Consider the following 14,868-nt stretch of genomic DNA (forward strand, 5'->3'; position numbering starts at 1 on the left):
AGTGCGTGGACCTCGAAAAGCAGCCCGAGAAACAGCCTCAGAAGCCTGCAGCCCAAGCCCCGGTGGCCCCGGTGGCCGCGGCGCCGGTCGCCCAGGCCCCGGTGGCCGCGGCGCCGGTCGCCCAGGCCCCGGTGGCCGCGGCGCCGGCCGCCCAGGCCCCGGTCGCCGAAGGCGCCATCCGTGCCTCCGACGCCGACCGCGACCGGATCGCGGACATCCTCCGCGACGCCCTGGCCGAGGGCCGTATCGACGCCGAGGAGCACTCGGAGCGGATCGACGCGGTCTACCGCGCCAGGACGGTCGGCGAGCTGGAGCCGATCGTGCGCGACCTGCCCGTCGCCGGGCAGCCCCGCCCGGAGCCGGCGCCGCACGCCGCGCCGTACGCGTACGGACCCGAGGTGCCGGACGGTCCGGTGGAGAGCCTCGTCGCCGTGTTCTCCAGCTCCACCCGCAAGGGCCGCTGGCGTGTGGGCCCCCGGACCAACGCCTTCGCCCTCTTCGGGAACGTCGAGATCGACCTGACCGAGGCGATGTTCGGGCAGCGGCTCACGGTCGTCAACGCGACGTCGATCTTCGGGAACGTCGAGGTGCGCGTGCCGGAGAACATCTCGCTGCGCGGCAGCGGGACCGGGGTCTTCGGCAACTTCGAGGTCGTCACGCTGGAGGCCGCCGACCCCGAGGCCCCGGTCGTCGTGGTCAACGGCTATTCCGTTTTCGGCAACGTCGAGGCCAAGCCCAAGCGGGGCAAGCGCATCGCCGACCTCCACGCCCGTATGCGCAAGCACCTGGGGCATTGACGCACGGGCGGCGTCCGGCCGGGGCGCGGGCCCTCCTGTCCGCATGCGACGGCCGTCATTCCGGTACCCGGAAGCGTGCAGCACTCAGTGCATAGGCCCGCGCACAGCGGGTAGGGCTTGGTGCATCGTCTCTCGCTCGCGAAGCCGTCGTCAGGAGTAGACCGTGCTGCAACTGCCGCATCAGCCCTTGCAGGTAGCCGCCGTTCCGACCCAGCGCACCCCTGCTCGGGAAGATCAGGACAGTCCCTGGCACACGGAGGCGGTGTGCCGCCGGGACGAAGCCGGACTGTTCTTCGCACCGTCCAAGGAACCGACGGCCGCCCGGCTGTCCCGCGAAGAGGCCGCCAAGCGCGTCTGTGCCCGCTGCCCGGTCATGATCGAGTGCCGCGAGCACGCCCTGCTCCAGCCCGAGCCGTACGGAGTGTGGGGCGGGCTCACCGCCGCCGAGCGCCGTGTGGTCCTGGCCCGCCGCAGGCGGCGCGAGACGGAGCTGAAGAAGTCGGCGTCGGCGGCCTGACACACCCGCGGACCATACGTGCACCGCACCGCGGTGTACGTACGGGAAGGGGCGCCCCCACCGCACATGGGGGCGCCCCTCTTTGTTTGTTTGCGGCTCGGTTCACGCGCGGAGGTCCTGAGGAACGAAGGACCGAGCACGATCGACCGTCCAGCTCACTCGCCGGGGCGAGCAGCGCGGCCTACTGCGCGCGGTCGAAGTCGATCTGGCTGTATGCGCGCAGCTTCGAGAGCCGGTGCGTCGAGTCGATCTGGCGGATCGTGCCCGACTTGGAGCGCATCACCAGCGACTGGGTGGTCGCCGTCTCGGCGCGGTAGCGCACGCCGCGCAGCAGCTCGCCGTCGGTGATGCCGGTCGCGACGAAGAACACGTTGTCGCCGCTGACCAGGTCGTTCATGAACAGGACCCGGTCGAGGTCGTGGCCGGCGTCGAGCGCCCGCTGCCGCTCCGCGTCGTCCTTGGGCCAGAGCTTGCCCTGGATCGTGCCGCCGAGGCACTTGATCGCGCAGGCGGTGATGATGCCCTCCGGCGTACCGCCGACGCCCATCAGCATGTCGACGCCGGTGCCCTCGCGCACGGCCATGATCGCGCCCGCGACATCGCCGTCCGAGATGAACTTGATCCGGGCGCCGGTCTCGCGGATCTCCTTGACGATGCCCTCGTGGCGGGGGCGGTCCAGGATGACGACGGTGACGTCCTCGGGCGCGGAGTTCTTCGCCTTGGCGACGCGGCGGATGTTCACCGACACCGGGGCGTTGATGTCGACGAAGTCGGCGGCCTCGGGCCCGGTGACCAGCTTGTCCATGTAGAAGACCGCGGACGGGTCGAACATGGTGCCGCGGTCGGCGGCCGCGAGGACGGCGATGGCGTTGGGCATGCCCTTGGCCGTGAGGGTCGTACCGTCGATCGGGTCCACGGCGATGTCGCACTCCGCGCCGGTCCCGTCGCCGATCCGCTCCCCGTTGAACAGCATCGGGGCTTCGTCCTTCTCGCCCTCGCCGATGACGACCACGCCGTTCATGGAGACGGTGCTGACGAGGGTCCGCATGGCCTTGACGGCGGCGCCGTCCGCGCCGTTCTTGTCGCCACGCCCGACCCACCGGCCCGCGGCCATGGCGGCGGCCTCGGTGACCCGTACGAGCTCGAGGGCGAGGTTGCGATCGGGGGCCTCGGGCGAGACCTCCAGCTGGGACGGCAAGTTGTGCTCGGTCATCGGAGCGCACCTTTCTGTACGACGACGGCCGGAAAAGAGAGGGTGCTGCGACTCTATCGGTACGTCGACAAAATGAGCAGAGGGGCCCACGTTTGAGCAGACAACCTTGATGCGACCATAGTGCGGTGGCAGGTATGCGAGGCAAGCAGACGGTACGCGGAATGGTCCAGTCGTTGGCGGTGGTCCTGGCCGCCGCTTTCGTGGTCTACCTCTTCGTTCCGCACGACGACTCCGGCGACCCGGTGCGGGCGGTGGACTACCGCGTCGAACTGGTGACGGCGCGCCGCGCGGCGCCGTACCCGGTGGCCGCTCCCACGGGTCTGCCCGCGGACTGGAAGCCGACCTCCGTCTCGTACAAGCGCCAGAGCGGCAACGCGTGGCACCTCGGCTTCCTCGACCCGGACGGTCAGTACGTCGCGATCGAGCAGTCCACGGCGCCGGCGGGGAAGTACGTCCCGAAGGTCACCCAGCAGGCCACGAGGACCGACGCCACCGAGCAGGTGGGCGGCGCGACCTGGCAGCGCTGGGAAGGCCCGAAGTACGACGCGCTCGTGCGCACGGATGAGGGCTCGACGACGGTCGTCACGGGCACCGCGTCGTTCGCGCGGCTCGCGGAGATGGCGGCGGCGCTGGAGTCGACGACCTCCTGAAACGAACGACGAGGCCGCCGCACCCGAATCGGGTGCGGCGGCCTCGCTGTGCAGGGAGGGGCAGACGGGGGCGACCCCCGGACCCCCGGCAGGGGGCCGGGTCGGGTCAGACCGTGGTGATGACGTCCTCGTACCCCAGTCGCGGCGAACGCGGACTGTGTCTTCCCGGGGGGCGACCCCCGGACCCCCGGCAGGAGGCCGGGTCGGGTCAGACCGTGGTGATGACGTCCTCGTACTCCAGTCGCGGCGAACGCGGGAACCACGCGTCGGTGCCCGGCTTGCCGATGTTGACGACCATCAGCGGGGTGTGGTCGTCGTCCAGGAACTCCTTCTGGACGCCCGCGAAGTCGAGGCCGGTCATCGGGCCGGCGGCCAGGCCGGCGGCGCGGACGCCGACGATGAAGTAGCCGGCCTGCAGCGCGGCGTTCAGCGCGGCGGACCGCTCACGCGTCGGGCGCTCGGCGAAGAACGCGTCCTTGGCCTGCGGGAAGTGCGGGAACAGCTCCGGCAGCTCCTCGTGGAACTCGTTGTCCGCGGCGAGGATCGCGACCAGCGGCGCCGTGGCGGTCTTCGCCTGGTTGCCCTCCGCCATGTGCTTCACCAGGCGCTCGCGGGCCTCGGGGGTGCGGACGAGCACGACACGCAGCGGCGACTGGTTGAAGGCCGTCGGGCCGTACTTGACCAGGTCGTAGATCGCCTGGACCTGCTCGTCGGTCACCGGCTCGTCGGTGAACGTGTTGGCGGTGCGGGCCTCGCGGAAGAGGAGGTCCTGGGCGGCGGCGTCAAGAACGAGGGACATGCGTACCTTCCGGGTGGTGCAGTGGATCAAGCCTGTGACCTCACCGTACGCCGGAGTGTGTGAACCTTCAACTAAATCCGGCGCCTGGTGAGACGGTTCACACAACTTTCAACCAACTTCGCCAGGGATCCGTTTATGCCGCCCGGGGCGGCTCAGGGCGCGGCCTCGCCCTCGTCCGCGACCCCGTCGCCCTCGCGCACACCGCCACGCCCCGCGGCCTCGCCCGCGTCCCGCTCGGCCAGCGCCGCATCCAGCCTGGCCCGGGCGCCGTCCAGCCAGCGGCGGCAGACCTTCGCCAGCTCCTCGCCGCGCTCCCAGAGCGCGAGGGACTCCTCCAGCGTCGTGCCGCCCGCCTCCAGCCGGCGGACGACCTCGATCAGCTCGTCCCGCGCCTGCTCGTACCCGATCGCGCCGACCGCCCCGGCCGCGCCGATCGCATTCGCCGAGGTCTCGTCCGTCTTCGCCGTCATGTGATCCACCCTATGCGTGAGGTCCGACAGTGACCCCGAACTCGCCTTCCGCGACCCTGGCCCGCAGTGTCTCGCCCGCCGAGACCTCCTCGGCGGCCCGCACGACCGAGCCGTCCGCGCGCTGCAGCACCGCATACCCCCGCTCCAGGGTCGCCGCGGGCGACAGGGCGACGACCCGCGCATGCGTGTGGCCGAGCTCGGAGTCGGCGCGGTCGAGCAGATGCCCGAGCACCCGGCGGCTGCGCGCGGCCAGCGCGTCCGTCTCCTGCCCGCGCTCCTCCACCATCCGGTGCGGATGCTCCATGACCCGCCGGTGCAGCGCGTGCGCCAGTCCGCGCTCCTCGCGGTCCAGCAGCCCCCGTACGGACCGCAGCGCGCGGTCGCGCAGCGCCTGCACCCGGTCCAGCTCCTCGCCGACGTCGGGGACGACCTTCTTCGCCGCGTCGGTCGGGGTCGAGGCGCGCAGATCCGCGACCAGATCGAGCAGGGGCGAGTCCGGCTCGTGCCCGATCGCGGACACCACCGGCGTACGGCAGTCGGCCACCGCCCGCACCAACTGCTCGTCCGAGAACGGCAGCAGGTCCTCCACGCTGCCTCCGCCGCGCGCGACGATGATCACGTCCACGTCCGGCTGCTCGTCCAGCTCCTTCACCGCCTGGACGACCTGGGACACGGCCCGCACGCCCTGCACGGCCACGTTGCGCACCTCGAAGCGGACGGCCGGCCACCGCCGCCGCGCGTTCTCCAGCACGTCGCGCTCGGCCGCGGACGCCCGGCCGCAGACGAGCCCGATCAGCTGCGGCAGGAAGGGCAGGGGCCGCTTGCGGTCGAGCGCGAAGAGCCCCTCCGCGCCCAGGGTCCGCTTGAGCTGCTCAAGTCGTGCCAGCAGCTCGCCGATGCCGACCGGCCTTATCTCGGCGGCGCGCAGGGACAGCTGCCCGCGCGGGGCGTACCACTCGGGCTTGGCGTGCACGACGACCCGCGCGCCCTCGGAGACGGCGTCCGCGACCGCGTCGAACACCTGGCGGTAGCAGGTGACGCTCACCGAGATGTCGTACGACGGATCGCGCAGCGTCAGGAACACGACGCCCGCCCCGGGCCTGCGGGACAGCTGGGTGATCTGCCCCTCCACCCACACCGCCCCGAGCCGGTCGATCCAGCCCCCGATGAGCCGTGACACCTCGCCGACGGGCAGGGGAGCTTCGGCAGACGTATTGAGACCCATGCACGCGAGCGTATCGGCAGGGACCGACAGGACCAGGGCCCGCGGCCGACGACGCCGGGCTACACGGGCCCCGGCTCCGCCTCTTGCCGTCCCCGCTGCACCATCAGCACCAGCAGCCCTACCGCCAGCCAGATCGCGCCGACCACCTGCGCCGTGTGCGACGCCTCCACGATCACCGCGACCGTCACCGCCGCACCCGCCACCGGGATCAGCAGATGCCGCCACCAGCTCGGCGGCCCCGCCATCCGCCGCACCACGAACCACCCCACCACGCTCGCGTGCAGCAGGGTGAACGCCGTCAGCGCCCCGACGTCGACGACCGACACCAGCTTGTCCAGCCCGTCGTCGCGCCGCGCCGCCCACACCGCCGCGACCAGCGTCACCACGGCGGAGAGGAGCAGCGCCACGCGCGGCACGCCCGAGTCGGTACGGGACAGCACATGCGGCAGCCGCCGGCCGCGGGCCATCGCGAAGAGCAGCCGGCCCGCGGCCGCCTGCCCCGCCAGCGCCGCGAACGCCGCGCCGATCGCCTTGCTCACCGCCACCAGATCGTGCAGCCAGGTGCCGACGGAGGTGTCCACGGCGTCGTAGAACGCGGACCCCTGGGTCTTGGGGTCCGCCGCCAGCGCCGCAGACGAGACCGGTTCGAGCAGCGCCACCAGATACGTCTGCGCCACGAACAGCGTGCCCGCCAGCCCCAGGCAGAACAGCACCGCCCGCGCCACCTGCCGTGATCCGCCCGTCACCTCCTCGGCGAACGAGGCGATCGCGTCGAAGCCGAGGTATGAGAGCACCGCCACCGACACCGCGCCGAGGACCGCGCTCAGCGCGAAGTCCCCGTCGCCGGTGAGCGGCGACAGCCAGCCGCGCCGCGGCCCGTCCTGCGCCAGGACCGCGACCGCCGACACCAGGAAGACCGCGAGGACGATGATCTCCATGGCCAGCACCGCGAGGCCGACGCGGGCCGCGGCCCGTACGCCCCACAGGTTCAGCAGCGTGGTCACCACGACCGCAAGCGCGGTCCACACCCATCGGTCCACCCCTGGGACCAGCGCTTCCATCGCGATCCCGGAGAACAGATAGGCGACGGCCGGGATCAGCAGATAGTCGAGCATCGCCATCCACCCGGCGATGAACCCCGGTCCCTCGCCGAGCCCCTTGCGCGCGTACGCGAAGACCGATCCGGCCAGCGGGGCCACCCGCACCATCTGCGCGTAGCTGTACGCGGTGAAGCCCATCGCGATCGTCGCGACGACGTACACGAGGGCGACCGCTCCGTGCGATTTCGCGTCGAGGGTGCCGAAGACACCGACCGGTGCCATGGGGGCGATGAAGAGCAGTCCGTAGACGACCAGATCCCGGACCCCGAGACTCCGGCGCAGCTGGCTGTGTGTGTCCCCGCCTCCGCCCCCGTCCGCGCCCGACGCCGTCCCGGTGCCCGCGCCGGCACCGGTGCCGGTCCCCGTCATGGCGGCCTCCGTCCTCGTACGTACCGGATTGATACCGGGGTGATCACATACGCACCAGTCTCAGCCCTGTGGGCGATCGTTGGCGTGTTCGGCGCGCCCTTACGATGGGGGGCATGACTGCAACGAACGCCCGCCGCGTCCTGCTCGCCGCTCCCCGTGGCTACTGCGCGGGCGTGGACCGTGCCGTGATCGCCGTGGAGAAGGCCCTGGAGCAGTACGGCGCTCCGGTCTACGTCCGCCACGAGATCGTCCACAACAAGTACGTCGTCCAGACCCTGGAGAAGAAGGGCGCGATCTTCGTCGAGGCCACGACGGAGGTCCCCGAGGGGTCCATCGTGATGTTCTCGGCGCACGGCGTCGCGCCGATCGTCCACGAGGAGGCCGCCGAGCGGAAGCTCGCGACCATCGACGCCACCTGCCCCCTGGTGACCAAGGTCCACAAGGAAGCCGTGCGGTACGCCCGCGAGGACTTCGACATCCTCCTCATCGGCCACGAGGGCCACGAGGAGGTCATCGGCACCACCGGTGAGGCCCCGGACCACATCACGCTCGTCGACGGCCCGGAAGACGTGGAGAAGGTGGAGGTCCGCGACCCGTCGAAGGTCGTCTGGCTCTCCCAGACCACGCTGTCGGTCGACGAGACGATGGAGACCGTCGACAAGCTGAAGACCAAGTTCCCGCTGCTGGTCTCGCCGCCCAGCGACGACATCTGCTACGCCACGCAGAACCGCCAGATCGCCGTCAAGCAGATGGGCGCGGAAGCCGAGCTGGTCATCGTCGTCGGCTCGCAGAACTCCTCGAACTCCAAGCGGCTCGTCGAGGTCGCGCTGGGCGCCGGCTCCCGGGACGCGCATCTGGTCGACTTCGCGGACGAGATCGACGAGGCATGGCTGGAGGGGGTGACGACGGTCGGCGTCACGTCGGGCGCGTCCGTTCCCGAGGTGCTCGTCGAGCAGGTCCTGGAGTGGCTGGCGCAGCGCGGTTTCGAGGACGTGGAGATCGTCAAGGCGGCCGAGGAGTCGATCACCTTCTCGCTGCCGAAGGAGCTCCGCCGCGATCTGCGGGCCGAGGCGGCCGCACTTACGGAGGACTGAGACCCTCACGGAGGACTGAGACCCTCACGGAGGCCTGAGACCCTCACGGAGGCCTGAGCCCCTCCGAGTGCCCGCTAGTACCCCGCTCGGGGAGTGACGGTCAGCGGTTCCTCGTAACGTTGGGTCCATGAACGTCTTCGGAGTGGACATCGGCGGGTCGGGGATCAAGGGTGCGCCCGTGGACCTGGACCGCGGCGACCTTGCAGAGCCCCGCCACAAAGTACTCACCCCGCACCCGGCCACGCCCGACGGCGTGGCCGAGTGCGTTGCCGAGGTGATCGAGCACTTCGGCTGGTCGGGCCCGGTCGGGACGACCTTCCCCGGCGTGGTCACCGGCTCGGTGATCCGCACGGCCGCGAATGTCGACAAGAGCTGGATCGACGTGGATGGCGGCAAGCTGCTGGGCGACCGGTTGGGCCTGCCCGTGACCGTGCTGAACGACGCGGACGCGGCGGGGGTCGCCGAGATGACCTTCGGCGCGGGCCGCGGCCGCAAGGGCGCGGTCATGCTGCTGACGTTCGGCACGGGGATCGGCAGCGCGCTCTTCATCGACGGCAAGCTCGTGCCGAACACGGAGCTGGGCCATCTGGAGCTGCACGGCCACGAGGCGGAGAAGCACGCGTCGACCAAGGCGAAGGACGACGAGGAGCTGAGCTGGGAGCACTGGGCGCACCGGGTGCAGAAGTACCTGGTGCACCTGGAGATGCTCTTCTCGCCCGAGCTCTTCATCATCGGCGGCGGAGTGAGCCGCAAGGCGGACAGGTTCCTGCCGCTGATCAAGCATGTGCGCGCGGAGATGGTCCCGGCGGAACTGCAGAACAACGCGGGGATCGTGGGAGCGGCGATGGCAGCGATGGCGGCGGGGTCCGACTGAGCCGGGGCGGGTGCGGGGGTGCCGCTGTGCCTGGTGCCGGGCGCCTGGTGCTTGTGCACCCCGGCGCGCCCGGTGCCGGGGTCCCACAGGCTGCCGCGTGCCGGGGTGCTGGCATGCCTGGCGCCGGGGTGCCATCGGCTGCCGCCTCGGCGCTCGGCGCTCGGCGCTCGGCGCCTCGGCAGTCCGGCGGCCGGGGTTGAGGCTGGGCCGGGCCCGTCATCCGGTCTAGCGGCGGGCTCCGCCGGGCCTGCGCTTGGTCTGGCCGGGCCCCCTGCCGGCCGGCCGGGGGCCGTTGCTCGGTCCGGCCGACACCCCGGTCGGCCGGCGGCCCGGCGGGCGATCGGGCCGGCGGTTCGTCCGGCGCTGCATCATCAGGCGCACCTTCCGTACGCAGGTGATGAGCCCGGCGATGAGCGTGCCTCCGTACAGCCAGCCGGCGTTCACGGCCAGCACGGTCACCACCGCCATGATCTGGCCGCCGAGGCCGCCGAGCCCGCCTGAGATCGGGACGCTGCCGACGGCGAACGCGATGGGCACACTGATCGGCGCGGTGACCAGGTCGGCGCTGCGCACCGAGAGGGCGGTCAGGGCGCTGAGCAGCAGGAAGAACACGCCGTACACGATCGTCGAGCCGTCGAACAGCAGCTGGTCGAGCATGCCGACGAGGAGCATCGCGGCGCACGAGAAGAGCCCGGCGCCGAGTCCGGTCAGCCGGGCGTCGGGGAGCCTGCGCAGGGCCTGGACCACCGGGGGCACGGGAGGCTCGGAACGCCCGGGATCCCGGGACTGGCCCTTCTGGCCTCCCTTGCCCGTGCCGCCGGCCCGGTCGGGGCTGCCGGGCCGTGCGGCGACCCGGTACACCGCGCCCTCCACGAGCGGCGCCTGACCGGCGAGGGGGGCCTGCGGCCGCGGCCGCTGCTGCGAGGGACCTGTCCTTTGCTCCACGGAACCAACGTAGGTTGCATTGAGTGAGTGTTCCGCCACAGGACACGCCCTTTGGGTGACCTTGGCCGTGAGTTCGACGTGATCCCGCCCTTCGCGGTGCCGTCGCGGTGCCTCGGGGGCCGCTGCCGGTTCCCGTCGTCGGGCCTGCCGGCACGCCCGTAAACTGAGGGATCGGCCCACCCGGGGCCGGGCCCCCGGCCCTCAGCCAGTCCTCACCCAGGAAGTCGCCAACGTGTCGCTCACGATCGGAATCGTCGGACTGCCGAATGTCGGCAAGTCGACCCTGTTCAACGCCCTGACCAAGAACGACGTGCTGGCGGCCAACTACCCGTTCGCCACCATCGAGCCCAACGTGGGCGTGGTCGGCGTTCCTGACGCCCGGCTCACCAAGCTGGCCGAGATCTTCGGCTCCCAGCGCATCCTCCCCGCGACCGTCGACTTCGTCGACATCGCCGGCATCGTCCGCGGCGCGAGCGAGGGCGAGGGCCTCGGCAACAAGTTCCTGGCGAACATCCGCGAGTCCGACGCGATCTGCCAGGTCATCCGGGCCTTCAAGGACGAGAACGTCGTCCATGTCGACGGCAAGGTCTCGCCCAAGGACGACATCGAGACGATCAACACCGAGCTGATCCTCGCCGACCTCCAGACCATCGAGAAGGTCCTCCCGCGCCTCCAGAAGGAGTCCCGGATCAAGAAGGACGTGGCTCCGAAGGTCGCGGCGGTCGAGGCCGCCCAGGCCATCCTGGAGGAGGGCAGCACCCTCTTCTCGCAGGGCATCCTCCAGGGCTCCGAGAAGGCCGCCCTCCTGCACGACCTGCACCTGCTCACCACGAAGCCCTTCCTCTACGTCTTCAACGTCGACGAGGACGAGCTGGTCGACGAGGACTTCAAGAACGAGCAGCGCGCCCTCGTCGCCCCCGCCGAGGCGATCTTCCTCAACGCCAAGCTCGAGGCCGACCTCGCCGAACTCGACGAGGAGGACGCCATGGAACTCCTCCAGTCCGTCGGCGCCGACGAGCCGGGCCTGGCGACGCTCGCCCGCGTCGGCTTCGACACCCTCGGCCTCCAGACCTACCTCACGGCAGGCCCCAAGGAGTCCCGCGCCTGGACCATCAAGAAGGGCGCCACGGCCCCCGAGGCCGCCGGTGTGATCCACACCGACTTCCAGAAGGGCTTCATCAAGGCCGAGGTCATCTCCTTCGCCGACCTCGTCGAAACGGGCTCGGTCGCCGACGCCCGCTCGGCGGGCAAGGCGCGCATGGAGGGCAAGGACTACGTGATGCAGGACGGCGACGTGGTGGAGTTCCGCTTCAACGTCTGATGTGTGACGTACCGTCGTTTCGCTGATCTGGCAAACATACAGGTCAGAAGGGGTCCGACTCTTCGGGGTCGGGCCCTTTGCGTATTCCCGTACTGGGATGCATGCCGCTCTGTGCTTGGCAGCGGGATGGGCTGTGGCGCTTTTCCTACTCGTTTGACACACTCGGGCTATGGGTGAGACGACGTACAGCATCGGGGAAGGGCCGGCGACGCGGGTGAGCCTGTCGCTGCCGGAAGGGACCGCGGAGGCGATCCGGGCGCGGGTGGGTAAGCGGGAGTTCTCCGCGTTCATTGCTGAGGCGGTGGAGCGTGAGCTGCGAGGGCAGATCCTTGACGAGTATCTGGCGGACTACGAGAACCGCAAGGGACCGGTCTCCGAGCAGGCTCGCCAGCGAGCGCGGCAGGTATTCGACGAGGTGTTCGCCGAGGAGGGTGAGTGGCCCGCCGCAAGCTGAGTCACGAGGGGACGCTGGTCCTGGACAGCGAAGGGCTCTCGAAGCTACTCGCCGATGACGAGCAGGTGCTGGCGTTGGTTGCTGAGGCGCGCTCGCGCGGCATGGAGGTCGTGATCAGCGCACTCACCATCATCGAGGTCGTCCATGCCCGCACGAACAAGTCTCGCCTGAAGTGGGTGCTCTCCGGGCTGCGAGTGGTTGCGGTGGGCGACGAGGAGGCGAGGGCGGCCTCGGATCTGCTGATGGAAACCGGTTTGCACGGGCACAAGTACGCGATCGATGCCGCGGTCGCCGAGGCCGCGCTGCGACAGCATCGCCCTGTGGTCATGCTGACCTCTGATATCGACGACATGGTCAAGCTGTGCGGCGATCGCGTCCGGCTCGTGGCGGTGTGATCTGCGGTTGGTCGAGGGTGGTTCTGAGGGACGCCGCGTCAGCATGTACACCGCGACCGGAGATCGGGGCCCTGCCCACCGCAGATCAGTCCATGAGGTGGTAGGTGCTACGCGCGGTGGTCGAAGAGGCTGTTGCGGGACCTCCGTGAACGTCTCTGGTTGCGGTCTAGTCCGGAGGACCTCGTACCCGCAGTGGACACGAGGCGCAGTTGTTCAGGGTGAGGATGAGCCAGGGGCCGGGTTCTGGAGAGTTCAAACCCTCCGCGCGCCCGAGCCGATATGCGGGCCGCTCACGGCAGGCACCCATCCTCTCCGGTGAGCGGTCCGATGCTCACTGTTACTTTCATTGGGCGCTTGATATCCTGCGTCCAATGAAAGTCTCGCCGAGTCTGCTCCCCATCCTTCGGTCCCGTATGCAGGGCGAGCTCCTCGCGCTGCTCCTGCTGCACCCGGAGCGCGAGTACAGCATCACCGAACTTGCCGCCGAAGTCGGTGTGACGCCCACGGCTGTCCTGCGGGAGGTCGACCGGTTGGCCGGCGGTGGGATTCTCGTGGATCGGCGGGTGGGGCGCAGTCGCCTCGTCAAGGCCCGTACGGATACTCCGCTGTACCCTCCGCTGAGTGAGCTCATGGCCGTCTCCTTCGGCCCCGTACCCGTGCTCATCGATGTGCTGGCGGGGCTCGAAGGTGTGGAGCGGGCCTATATCTACGGTTCCTGGGCCGCCCGGTACAACGGGGAGCCGGGGCCGCCGCCCGCCGATGTGGATGTACTCGTCGTGGGGGCCCCCGATGCCGACGCGCTCTTCGACCTTGCCGAGGAGGCGTCCCGACGTCTGCGTCGTGAGGTCAACGTCCATCGGGTCTCCGTCGGAGCGTGGGAGGCGGCCCCTACGGATGATCCGTTCCTCACCAGCGTTCGGGAACGTCCGCTGGTCCGACTGAACCTTGAACCGGAGGCGCTGTGACGCGCTGGAACCAAGGCCGGTCGACGGTCGACGCGCTCATCGGCAGTGGCCGGCTCGAACACGTACCCGCTTCCCGGCAGGCCGCCGAGGCGGAACTGGTCCGGGCCCGTACGCATGTCGGCTCCGCGCGGCAGTTGGCGGCCACGGACCCGGAGGGCGCATACACGCTGGCCTATGACGCCGCGCGCAGAGCCTTGGCCGCGGTGTTGCAGAACCAGGGATTGCGCGCGACGAGTCGTGGTGGCCATCTCGGCGTCTACGAGGCCGTGAGGGCTCAGCTCGACCCGCCGCTCGGGTCCGTACTGCGCCCCTTCAACCGCATGCGAGCCCGGCGCAACGAGGTCGAGTACCGGTCGACGGAGGCCCCCACCGTGACGCCGGACGAGGTCGCGGCCGACTTGACGAAGGTCGAGGCGCTCATCGAGCTCGCGGAGAAGTCGATCCCGAACATGCCGCGCTATTGAGGCGACCTCGTTCGCCCGGACTGATCCGGTGCCGAGGCCGGTGCCGAGGCCGAGGCCAGGCCAGACTTCAGGCCCGCCCCGCACAGGGGCAGTACGGTGCTGCGGCCGTCGAGGCCGTGGGCTTCGACCGCCGCCCAGCACGCAACGCCCGTGGACTCGACGTAGAGTCCTCGGGCGGCGAGGTCCCGCTGGGCGGCGCGGAACTGGTTCTCCGTCACCGTCAGGAAGGTGCCGCCGGTCGCGCGGACCGCAGTGAGGATCTGGCGGGCACGGGGCGGGTGGGGGATGGCGATGCCCTCGGCGAGTGTGCGGGCGGTGAAGTCCGGCCGGCCGGCTCCGTCGGCGAGCACGTCGTCCGCGCCCGCACGGAACGCGAAGGCGAGCGGTGCGACGGCCGCGGCCTGGACCGCGATCAGGGCGGGGCGAGTGCCGATCAGGCCGTGTCCGTACAGCTCGTCGATCGCGAGCGCCGCGCCGAGCAACAGCGTTCCGTTGCCGACGGGGACGACAAGCGTCTCGGGCAGCCGGCCGCCGAGGTCCTCCCAGATCTCGTACACATAGGTCTTCGTGCCGTGCAGGAAGTACGGGTTGAAGACGTGTGAGGCGTAGAACACCCCGTCCTCGTCGGCGGCCGCGCGCGCGGCCCGCGCCGTGGCCTCGCGGTCCCCGGGCACGATCTCCAGGTGCGCGCCGTGTGCACCGATCTGCTCCACCTTCTTCGGGGACGTGCCGGCGGGAACGTATACCGTGCAGTCGAGACCGGCGCGTGCGCAGTACGCCGCGATCGACGTGCCCGCGTTGCCGCTGCTGTCGGCGATCACCCGCCGGGGCTTCAATTGCCGTGCCAGCTCGGCGAGCAGCACCGAGCCACGGTCCTTGAAGGACAGCGTCGGCATCAGGAAGTCGAGTTTGGCCGTGACCGTGTCGGTGAGCGGGACGAGCGGCGTGCGGCCTTCGCCGAGTGAGACCGAACCACAGGCCCCCGCGGCGGGCAGCGGCAGGGCCTCCTCGTAGCGCCACAGCGAATTGACGCGTCCGGAAAGGGAGTTGCCCGCCACCGCGGACGCGGCGAAGTTCAGATCCCAAGGGCCGTGGCACTCGGGGCAGTGCCAGGTGAGCGACTCGACAGGGGAACGTACGCCGCACATTGGACAGTGGTATTCGGTCATGTGATCCAGGATGGCAGTTGTGTGGCGCACGTGTTACGCGGCCGCCG

At 70.5% G+C, this 14,868-nt stretch carries 17 protein-coding genes; 10 read left to right on the plus strand and 7 right to left on the minus strand.

What is annotated here, in order from left to right:
• Positions 1–5: 5 nt before the first annotated feature.
• Positions 6–797, plus strand: a complete 792-nt coding sequence (locus KK483_RS23375; protein ID WP_399014634.1) for a DUF1707 domain-containing protein — start codon at positions 6–8, stop codon at positions 795–797.
• A 163-nt stretch (positions 798–960) separates the two neighbouring features.
• Entirely contained in the window at positions 961–1,314 is a 354-nt protein-coding gene (locus KK483_RS23380; protein ID WP_262007181.1) for a WhiB family transcriptional regulator, read from the plus strand.
• Positions 1,315–1,495: 181 nt separating this feature from the next.
• Here KK483_RS23380 and glpX read toward each other — a convergent pair whose 3' ends face one another.
• The gene (glpX, locus tag KK483_RS23385) at positions 1,496–2,527 is read right to left on the minus strand and encodes a class II fructose-bisphosphatase (RefSeq protein ID WP_262007182.1); all 1,032 of its coding nucleotides are present in this window, start codon (positions 2,525–2,527) and stop codon (positions 1,496–1,498) included.
• Between the two features lie 134 nt (positions 2,528–2,661).
• On the opposite strand from glpX, the gene KK483_RS23390 reads away from it, so the two are divergent.
• Positions 2,662–3,177, plus strand: a complete 516-nt coding sequence (locus tag KK483_RS23390) for a DUF4245 domain-containing protein (protein ID WP_399016155.1) — start codon at positions 2,662–2,664, stop codon at positions 3,175–3,177.
• Positions 3,178–3,385: 208 nt separating this feature from the next.
• On the opposite strand, the gene KK483_RS23395 is transcribed toward KK483_RS23390, so the two are convergent.
• The 4 genes from KK483_RS23395 to KK483_RS23410 form a co-directional block, all read right to left on the minus strand.
• Complete coding sequence (locus tag KK483_RS23395; protein WP_262007184.1) at positions 3,386–3,976, minus strand: malonic semialdehyde reductase; 591 nt, start codon at positions 3,974–3,976, stop codon at positions 3,386–3,388.
• Positions 3,977–4,128: 152 nt separating this feature from the next.
• Positions 4,129–4,446, minus strand: a complete 318-nt coding sequence (locus KK483_RS23400) for an exodeoxyribonuclease VII small subunit (protein ID WP_262007185.1) — start codon at positions 4,444–4,446, stop codon at positions 4,129–4,131.
• A gap of 10 nt (positions 4,447–4,456) precedes the next feature.
• Positions 4,457–5,671: an exodeoxyribonuclease VII large subunit gene (gene xseA, locus KK483_RS23405; protein WP_262007186.1), complete on the minus strand. Its 1,215-nt coding sequence runs from the start codon at positions 5,669–5,671 to the stop codon at positions 4,457–4,459.
• A gap of 59 nt (positions 5,672–5,730) precedes the next feature.
• Positions 5,731–7,140, minus strand: coding sequence for an APC family permease (locus KK483_RS23410; protein WP_262007188.1), 1,410 nt, complete (start codon positions 7,138–7,140; stop codon positions 5,731–5,733).
• 104 nt (positions 7,141–7,244) lie between these two features.
• On the opposite strand from KK483_RS23410, the gene KK483_RS23415 reads away from it, so the two are divergent.
• The gene (locus KK483_RS23415; protein WP_262007189.1) at positions 7,245–8,234 is read left to right on the plus strand and encodes a 4-hydroxy-3-methylbut-2-enyl diphosphate reductase; all 990 of its coding nucleotides are present in this window, start codon (positions 7,245–7,247) and stop codon (positions 8,232–8,234) included.
• A 127-nt stretch (positions 8,235–8,361) separates the two neighbouring features.
• Positions 8,362–9,108, plus strand: a complete 747-nt coding sequence (ppgK, locus tag KK483_RS23420) for a polyphosphate--glucose phosphotransferase (protein WP_262007190.1) — start codon at positions 8,362–8,364, stop codon at positions 9,106–9,108.
• Positions 9,109–9,333: 225 nt separating this feature from the next.
• Here the strand turns inward: ppgK and KK483_RS23425 are convergent, their stop codons facing one another.
• Entirely contained in the window at positions 9,334–10,053 is a 720-nt protein-coding gene (locus KK483_RS23425; protein WP_399014641.1) for a DUF6542 domain-containing protein, read from the minus strand.
• Between the two features lie 232 nt (positions 10,054–10,285).
• On the opposite strand from KK483_RS23425, the gene ychF reads away from it, so the two are divergent.
• The 5 genes from ychF (at position 10,286) to KK483_RS23450 (ending at position 13,652) form a co-directional block, all read left to right on the plus strand.
• Positions 10,286–11,374 carry a redox-regulated ATPase YchF gene (gene ychF / locus KK483_RS23430; RefSeq protein ID WP_262007191.1) on the plus strand — a complete coding sequence of 363 codons (1,089 nt, stop codon included), beginning with the start codon at positions 10,286–10,288 and terminating at the stop codon, positions 11,372–11,374.
• Between the two features lie 169 nt (positions 11,375–11,543).
• On the plus strand, positions 11,544–11,828 hold the full coding sequence (locus KK483_RS23435) for a hypothetical protein (protein ID WP_262007193.1): 285 nt from the start codon (positions 11,544–11,546) through the stop codon (positions 11,826–11,828).
• Positions 11,810–12,223, plus strand: a complete 414-nt coding sequence (locus KK483_RS23440) for a DNA-binding protein (RefSeq protein ID WP_262007195.1) — start codon at positions 11,810–11,812, stop codon at positions 12,221–12,223. The genes KK483_RS23435 and KK483_RS23440 overlap by 19 nt, the downstream gene beginning before the upstream one ends.
• A 371-nt stretch (positions 12,224–12,594) precedes the next feature.
• Positions 12,595–13,188, plus strand: a complete 594-nt coding sequence (locus KK483_RS23445; protein ID WP_262007197.1) for an ArsR family transcriptional regulator — start codon at positions 12,595–12,597, stop codon at positions 13,186–13,188.
• Positions 13,185–13,652 carry a hypothetical protein gene (locus KK483_RS23450; RefSeq protein WP_262007198.1) on the plus strand — a complete coding sequence of 156 codons (468 nt, stop codon included), beginning with the start codon at positions 13,185–13,187 and terminating at the stop codon, positions 13,650–13,652. Before KK483_RS23445 ends, KK483_RS23450 begins: the two co-directional genes overlap by 4 nt.
• On the opposite strand, the gene KK483_RS23455 is transcribed toward KK483_RS23450, so the two are convergent.
• Positions 13,646–14,821 carry a threonine synthase gene (locus KK483_RS23455; protein ID WP_262007199.1) on the minus strand — a complete coding sequence of 392 codons (1,176 nt, stop codon included), beginning with the start codon at positions 14,819–14,821 and terminating at the stop codon, positions 13,646–13,648. The genes KK483_RS23450 and KK483_RS23455 overlap by 7 nt on opposite strands.
• Positions 14,822–14,868: the final 47 nt, after the last annotated feature.

Origin of the sequence: Streptomyces sp. FIT100 (assembly GCF_024584805.1) — a bacterium.
GTDB lineage: Bacteria > Actinomycetota > Actinomycetes > Streptomycetales > Streptomycetaceae > Streptomyces.

Coding starts and splice junctions, on each gene's coding strand:
- KK483_RS23445 (WP_262007197.1), top strand. CDS start 12,595: ATGAAAGTCTCGCCGAGTCTGCTCCCCATCCTTCGGTCCCGTATGCAG.
- KK483_RS23395 (WP_262007184.1), bottom strand. CDS start 3,976: ATGTCCCTCGTTCTTGACGCCGCCGCCCAGGACCTCCTCTTCCGCGAG.
- KK483_RS23390 (WP_399016155.1), top strand. CDS start 2,662: ATGCGAGGCAAGCAGACGGTACGCGGAATGGTCCAGTCGTTGGCGGTG.
- KK483_RS23415 (WP_262007189.1), top strand. CDS start 7,245: ATGGGGGGCATGACTGCAACGAACGCCCGCCGCGTCCTGCTCGCCGCT.
- KK483_RS23435 (WP_262007193.1), top strand. CDS start 11,544: ATGGGTGAGACGACGTACAGCATCGGGGAAGGGCCGGCGACGCGGGTG.
- KK483_RS23410 (WP_262007188.1), bottom strand. CDS start 7,140: ATGACGGGGACCGGCACCGGTGCCGGCGCGGGCACCGGGACGGCGTCG.
- xseA (WP_262007186.1), bottom strand. CDS start 5,671: ATGGGTCTCAATACGTCTGCCGAAGCTCCCCTGCCCGTCGGCGAGGTG.
- glpX (WP_262007182.1), bottom strand. CDS start 2,527: ATGACCGAGCACAACTTGCCGTCCCAGCTGGAGGTCTCGCCCGAGGCC.
- KK483_RS23400 (WP_262007185.1), bottom strand. CDS start 4,446: ATGACGGCGAAGACGGACGAGACCTCGGCGAATGCGATCGGCGCGGCC.
- ppgK (WP_262007190.1), top strand. CDS start 8,362: ATGAACGTCTTCGGAGTGGACATCGGCGGGTCGGGGATCAAGGGTGCG.
- KK483_RS23455 (WP_262007199.1), bottom strand. CDS start 14,821: ATGACCGAATACCACTGTCCAATGTGCGGCGTACGTTCCCCTGTCGAG.